This is a genomic window from Streptomyces sp. CO7, from assembly GCF_053474865.1.
Genome location: NZ_JBRIOU010000002.1, coordinates 996,249 through 1,002,163 on the forward strand (window position 1 = coordinate 996,249; position 5,915 = coordinate 1,002,163).

Here is a 5,915-nt window from a genome sequence, read left to right on the forward strand (position 1 = left end):
CCGACCCCCTGGTCGCCGTCGTGGCAGGCCGTCCGGCGTTCGGCTCCGGCGGGGCCGGGCAGGTCGTCGGCATCGCCGGCCCGGTCGTGGCCGAAGAGCTCGGCCTCGCGCACCGGCTGGCGGTGGCGACCGTCCCCGCCGCGGAGGTCTCCGGCCTGTCCGGGGCGGTCCACATCAGCGCCGTCGCCCCGGCCGTCGCGCTCCTGTCCCGGACCGACCTCGCCGCCGCCCTCACCGCGCACCACCGCGCCGCCCACGCCCAGCTCGGCCCCGCCGCGGGAGCCGTCGCCCGCACCGTGCGCGCGTGGCTGGAGGCCGACCGCGACGCGGCGTCCGTCGCCCACGCCCTGTACGTGCACGAGAACACCGTGCGCAACCGCGTCCAGCGCTTCTCCACGGTGACCGGCATCGACCCCCACAGCACCTTCGGCGGCATCACCGCGTGGTGGCTGTGCCACGCCTGGACGGTCGACGGCGGGGCGTAGACACGGAGCGCGTCAGCGCGCCGGCCCGCCCAAGGGGCCCGCCGCCGGCCGGCGTGCGGGTGCGGCCCCCGACGGACGACGCGTCACGCGGTCCGGCGTCGACGGCGGCGGAGGAGCAGATCCGCCGCCAGGAGTGCCGCGCTGCCGCCGGCCACCGCGGCCCACACCTCCGGGCTCGTGCCCGAGTCGATCGTGGCCGGGTGGGTGACGGTCAGGCGAACGGGGGCACTGTCGTCACCGGCGACGGGGTCCTTCAACGCGGCCTCGGGGCGGAGGATCCTCACGCTGCCCGGGCGGTCGTCCCGCGCGACGATGCGCAGGGTGAAGGTGAACGTCTGCGGCTGGTCGACGGTGTCGGACAGCTCGCAGACGTAGGTGCGGCCGTCGTCCGACGTGTCGCGGTGCTACGGGAACTCCGGCGGCCGCCCGGTGGCCGGTCCCAGTGGTTGCCGTCGACCGGGGGTCCCTGACGAGGCGTCCCCCTACCGCGTGTCAGGGATCCGAAGACGGAGGCGGACGGCAACGATCCCTTACGTGTCTGAGTGCTCCGGAAGGGCGAGCCAGTCCGGCCAGGAGATCTCGCGGCCGACGAAGCGGGGCCGCCGGAGCGGCCACTCGGCGGCGATCCACCGCGGCACCAGTGCGTCGAGATCCCGCTCCAGCTCGCTGCCCACGAGTTCGTCCACCACCCACCAGGAGATCTCGGCGTCCGCGCCGACCCTCTCCGGCGGGTCGATGTAGACGCAGCCGAGCAGCGCCGTCTCAGCGGTGTCGAACAGCGCGTAGTTGAAGGACTCGTGTGCGGCGATCTCCTTCTCGTGCCGCAACAGGTCGGCCTGATCGGCCTCGTAGGTCATGGTGGCGGCGGGCCAGCCCCAGGCCGGGCCGTAGATGCTCCACAGCCGCTCGCGCGAACCCATCACCGCCGGATAGTCCAGCGCGGTGTCCGTCTCCCGGATCGGCCGCAGGTGATGACCGCCGTCCGGCAGCGGAACCAGGACGGGATGGACGAAGTCTTCGGGCAGCCAGCTCATGGGGCCCGACCGTAGCAGCGCGCGGCTCTCCGCTCCCCCGAGTTTTTCCCGGGTGGCGGCGGACTCCTCGGGAGGGGGCGGGTGTCACGTTCCGGCGCCCTCGGAATCCTCGGCGCCGCCGCCGAAGAGGCGGTCGTCACTCCACCACTGCGGCGTCTCGTCGACGACCGGGGTGAGCTCGAGCAGCGTCACCTCGTTGCGGCCCAGGACCAGATCCACGTCCGCCCGCCCTCCGGTGACGGGGATGCCCCGGTGCGAGCGGGCGGGTTCGGCCGCCTCGCGGAGCGCGCCGAGCATGCGGTGGTCCGGCGCCAGGGGCCGTCCCATCTCGCACCAGGCCGCCCAGGCGTTGCCGGCGTCCTCGCTCACGGAGAGGCGGCGCGCGTAGGCGGAACCGCGTGCGTCCGGCGCGCCGACGGGCAGGGACAGCCGGACCGTGTGACCGCCGACGGGCTCACCGCCGGCCGGGTCGGCCGGCGCCCAGGCCAGCACGGTGACCCGGCCGTCGTCGTGCCGTGTCACCAGGTGGTCCTCGTCCCGGGCGAGGACGTGCGCGCCCATCTCGGCCATGAACGCGTACAGGTGGTAGGTGGGCTTCTTGATCTGGCGGTGGGTCAGCAGTCCGAAGCCGCCGTGGAAGGGAGCGGTGGGGATGCCGGTCTCCTCGAAGACGTCGCTGAAGGTCCAGTAGGAGAAGGAGTCGGCGTGGTCGCCACCGTTGGCCAGCACCGGGGCGAGGTAGGCCGCGTGGAACGCGGTGTCGTGGATCGGGTTGTCCGGCCGGTAGGAGGAGTTGAATTCGGTGATGTGCACCGGCAGGTCCCCGAGCCCGGTGCCCGCCAACTGCCTGCGGGGAGCGCCGAACTGATCGAGCAGCGCCGAGGCCGGCATGAGGGTCTGGTGCGTGCCGAACGGCACGTGCTGTTCGGGGCCGGACGCATAGGCGTGGCGGCTCACGAAGTCGATCGGCAGGTCACGCCCTTCGACGAAGTCGGCGAAGCGCAGGATCCACTCGTCCTGGTACCCGGGAGCCAACGAAGGCCCGCCGACCTGGAGTTCGGCGTCGACGTCCTTGACGGCCAGTGCGGTCACCTCGTACAGCCGGTGGTACGCGTCCTGGTCGGCGGCCCAGAACGGCGCCAGATTGGGCTCGTTCCACACCTCGATGGGCCAGCGGCGCACCTGGTCCATGCCGTAGCGGTCGGTGAGATGCTGGAGGACGGCGCGGACGAGGTCCGCCCACTCCTTCTCGTCGCGAGGGGGAGTGATGTTCCCCTTCCACCAGAACACGGTGTCCTCGCCGGTGGCGAGCCCGGACGGCATGAAGCCCAGTTCGAGAAAGGGCGCGATGCCCTTCTCCAGGTAGGCGTCCACCACTTGGTCGAGGTAGGTGAAGGCGTGCCGGACGTGCCGCGCCCCGCCGTGCCGGTAAGGCCGGTGGACGCCCATCCCGTCGCTGAGCAGCCCGTGCCCCCGGATGAACCGGAACCCGATCTCCCGCTGCACGAGGTCGAGTGAGTCCTGGTAGTCACGCCGCAGCGCGAGGTCCAGCCGGCCCGTCCCCACGCACTGACGCCAGGCGTCGGAGAGCCGCGCCGTCGGGCGGCCGGGAACGACGATCCGCATGGTGGAGGAGGTCCTTTGCTGCGGGATGCGGGGGAGGTCCTGCGCACCCTAGGGAGCCGCCGAAAAAGGTGTCAAGGCCTTCGACGCCGCCACCACCCGGTCCAGTAACGATTCAGCACTCTGCGCAAACTTTGGGTGGTACCCACCGCGCTCAACGCGGTAGACATTGCGGCTACTTGACGGACGGCCATTAGTTTGCGCAAAAACTGCGGCTTGTGGTCTCCATGGCGACAGAGCAGGGAGTTCCACGATGACGAGGAAGACACGCTGGGAGACGGCCGCCGCGGTGGGCTTGGGCATCGCCCTCGTCGCCACCGGCTGCGCGGGCGGCGGCGACGCCGAGGGCGGGGCTTCGTCCGGAGACAAGATCACGCTGACCTTCTGGGAGAACGCCATGCCCGGACCCGGCGACGACTACTTCAAGGCCGCCGTGAAGGAGTACCACGCGCTGCACCCGAACGTGACGATCAAGCTCCAGGCGATCCAGAACGAGGACTTCGACGGAAAGCTCCAGACCGCCCTCAACTCGGACACCGCGCCCGACATCTTCCTCCAGCGCGGCGGTGGCAAGATGCGGGCCATGGTCGAGGCCGGCCAGGTCCAGGCACTGGAACTCACCGCCGCCGACCGGGCGAACGCGGGCGAGGCGGCCGTCGCGGGCAACACGATCGACGGCAAGGTCTACGCGATGCCGACGGACACGCAGCCCGAGGGCATCTACTACAGCAAGGACCTCTTCGAGAAGGCCGGCATCACCGCGCCCCCGAAGACGATGGCGGAGCTCGAGGACGCCGTCGCGAAGCTCAAGAGGATCGGCGTCGCACCGATCGCGGTCGGGGCCAAGGACGCGTGGCCGGCCGCACACTGGTACTACAACTTCGCCGTGCGCGAGTGCAGCCAGGACAGCATGAACAAGGCCGCCGAGTCGCTCACCTTCGACGACCCGTGCTGGACCAGGGCCGGTGAGGACCTGGAGGACTTCCTCAGGACCGACCCCTTCCAGAAGGGCTTCCTGACGACTCCGTCGCAGCAGGGCGCGGGGTCGTCGGCCGGCATGGTCGCCAACCACAAGGCGGCCATGGAACTCATGGGAACCTGGCAGCCCGGTGTGATCGCCGGCCTGACCCCCGACAAGAAGTCGCTCCCCGACCTGGGGTGGTTCGCCTTCCCCGCGGTCGAAGGCGGCCAGGGTGACCCGACCGCCCTCATGGGCGGCGGTGGCGGCTACTCCCTGTCCAAGGACGCGCCGAAGGAGGCCTTCGGCTTCCTCCAGTTCCTGGTCACGAAGGACCAGCAGAAGGCCTACGCGAAAGCCTTCTTCACGATCCCGGTCAACAAGGACGCCCAGGACGTCGTCACCGAGTCCTACAACGTCTCGGCGCTCGAAGCCTTCAACAAGGCCTCCTACACGATGATGTTCCTGGACACCGTGTACGGCCAGAACGTGGGCAACGCCATGAACACCGCCGTCGTGAACCTGCTGGCCGGCAAGGGCACCGGCGCCGACATCCCCAAGGACACGACCGCCGCCGCCGCCAAGGGCTGAGGCCGGCGCACGACTCCCGCACGGCGGTCACCGGCCGCCGTGCGGCGTGGCCGGGAGCCGGGGCGCGGCCGGCTCGGTGTCCCCGGAGTGTCCTTCCGTCCCGCGCCGTCGGGCGACCGTCCCGCGTCGTCAGGCGAGGGGCGCCGTGGAGGCCGGAGCGCGGCCGCAGGAGGCGCGGACGACCAGCTCGGTGGCGAGTTCCATGCGGACGGGGCGGCGGGCGCCTTCGGCTCCGCTCCTCGAGAGGTCGAGCAGGAGGCCCACCGCCGCAGCACCCAGTTCGGCGCTGGGCTGCCTGACGGTCGTCAGCGCGGGGGTGACACACTGCGCCTCGGGCAGGTCGTCGAAGCCGATGACACCGATGTCCTCGGGCACGCGCAGACCGCGAGCGGTCAGCGCGTCGTAGACACCGAGCGCCATGGTGTCCGAGCACGCGAAGACGCCGGTGATCCCCGGATCCTTGTCCAGCAGCGCGTGGGTGGCGGCGGTCGCCTTGGCCCGGTCCCACCCGCCGTGCGCAACGGACACCGTGGCCCCGTCTCCGGGTGCCGTCTCGGCAGCCGCACGGAACCCGTCGACGCGCGCCCGGCTGTAGAGGTGACGGGCATGGCCCGCCACGACCCCCAGCCGTACGTGGCCGAGCGACAGGAAGTGCTCGGCGGCCATGCGGCCGCCGTCCCAGTTCGCCACGCCGACACTCGCGACGCCGGCCGGCGGCTTGCTCATCGGGTCGATCAGCACCACGGGGGCGCCCGCCGCGTAGAGAGCGTTCAGATGCCGTGAGTTGGGGTCGACCGGCATCGCGACGGTGCCGATGCTGCGCCTCCTCAGGACCCGCGTCGCCCAGTCGGTGTGCGGCTCGGCCAGCGTCAGCACGACGTCCAGTCCGGCCGCCGCCGCCTCGCGCCCGACTCCGGCCGTCACCAGGTTGGCCCAGGAACCCTCGAAGTGGGTGACCACCAGGGTGAGCACGTTGGACAGGCCGCTCTCGTCCCGCTCACTCTCTGTCTTGGCCCCTCCCCGGCGGGTGTAGCCGACCGCCTGCACGGCTTCCATCACCCTCGCCCGTGTCTCGGCCGAGACGTCGGTTCCGCCTCGCAGCACCTTGGACACGGTGGGCACACTCGTACCGGCGGTCTCGGCGACCAGGGACAAGGTCGGACGCGAGCCGACGGGTCGGGGGGACATACGGACAGGCTATCCAGCCAGTGGGCCGTGCGGGGC

General features: G+C 71.6%; 5 protein-coding genes. 2 read left to right on the plus strand and 3 right to left on the minus strand.

The annotated features are described in order from the left end of the window. On the plus strand, nt 1-485 hold a 485-nt coding region (locus tag ACOV8S_RS06550), incomplete at its 5' end, for a helix-turn-helix domain-containing protein (protein WP_448316623.1). A 530-nt stretch (nt 486-1,015) separates the two neighbouring features. Here the strand turns inward: ACOV8S_RS06550 and ACOV8S_RS06555 are convergent. Then, nucleotides 1,016-1,519 (minus strand): N-acetyltransferase, encoded by a 504-nt coding sequence (locus ACOV8S_RS06555; RefSeq protein ID WP_448316625.1) that lies wholly within the window; start codon nt 1,517-1,519, stop codon nt 1,016-1,018. An 84-nt stretch (nt 1,520-1,603) separates the two neighbouring features. Continuing rightward, nucleotides 1,604-3,145: a GH39 family glycosyl hydrolase gene (locus ACOV8S_RS06560; RefSeq protein ID WP_448316627.1), complete on the minus strand. Its 1,542-nt coding sequence runs from the start codon at nt 3,143-3,145 to the stop codon at nt 1,604-1,606. Between the two features lie 250 nt (nt 3,146-3,395). Between ACOV8S_RS06560 and ACOV8S_RS06565 the strand changes: the two genes are divergently transcribed. Next, nucleotides 3,396-4,691 carry an ABC transporter substrate-binding protein gene (locus ACOV8S_RS06565; protein WP_448316629.1) on the plus strand — a complete coding sequence of 432 codons (1,296 nt, stop codon included), beginning with the start codon at nt 3,396-3,398 and terminating at the stop codon, nt 4,689-4,691. A 129-nt stretch (nt 4,692-4,820) separates the two neighbouring features. On the opposite strand, the gene ACOV8S_RS06570 is transcribed toward ACOV8S_RS06565, so the two are convergent. After that, on the minus strand, nt 4,821-5,879 hold the full coding sequence (locus ACOV8S_RS06570; protein ID WP_448316631.1) for a LacI family DNA-binding transcriptional regulator: 1,059 nt from the start codon (nt 5,877-5,879) through the stop codon (nt 4,821-4,823). Between the last annotated feature and the right edge of the window lie 36 nt (nt 5,880-5,915).

What these genes read in the sequence shown, in the direction of transcription:
- ACOV8S_RS06555 (WP_448316625.1), bottom strand. Translation starts at nt 1,519, where the DNA reads ATGAGCTGGCTGCCCGAAGACTTCGTCCATCCCGTCCTGGTTCCGCTG.
- ACOV8S_RS06560 (WP_448316627.1), bottom strand. Translation starts at nt 3,145, where the DNA reads ATGCGGATCGTCGTTCCCGGCCGCCCGACGGCGCGGCTCTCCGACGCC.
- ACOV8S_RS06565 (WP_448316629.1), top strand. Translation starts at nt 3,396, where the DNA reads ATGACGAGGAAGACACGCTGGGAGACGGCCGCCGCGGTGGGCTTGGGC.
- ACOV8S_RS06570 (WP_448316631.1), bottom strand. Translation starts at nt 5,879, where the DNA reads ATGTCCCCCCGACCCGTCGGCTCGCGTCCGACCTTGTCCCTGGTCGCC.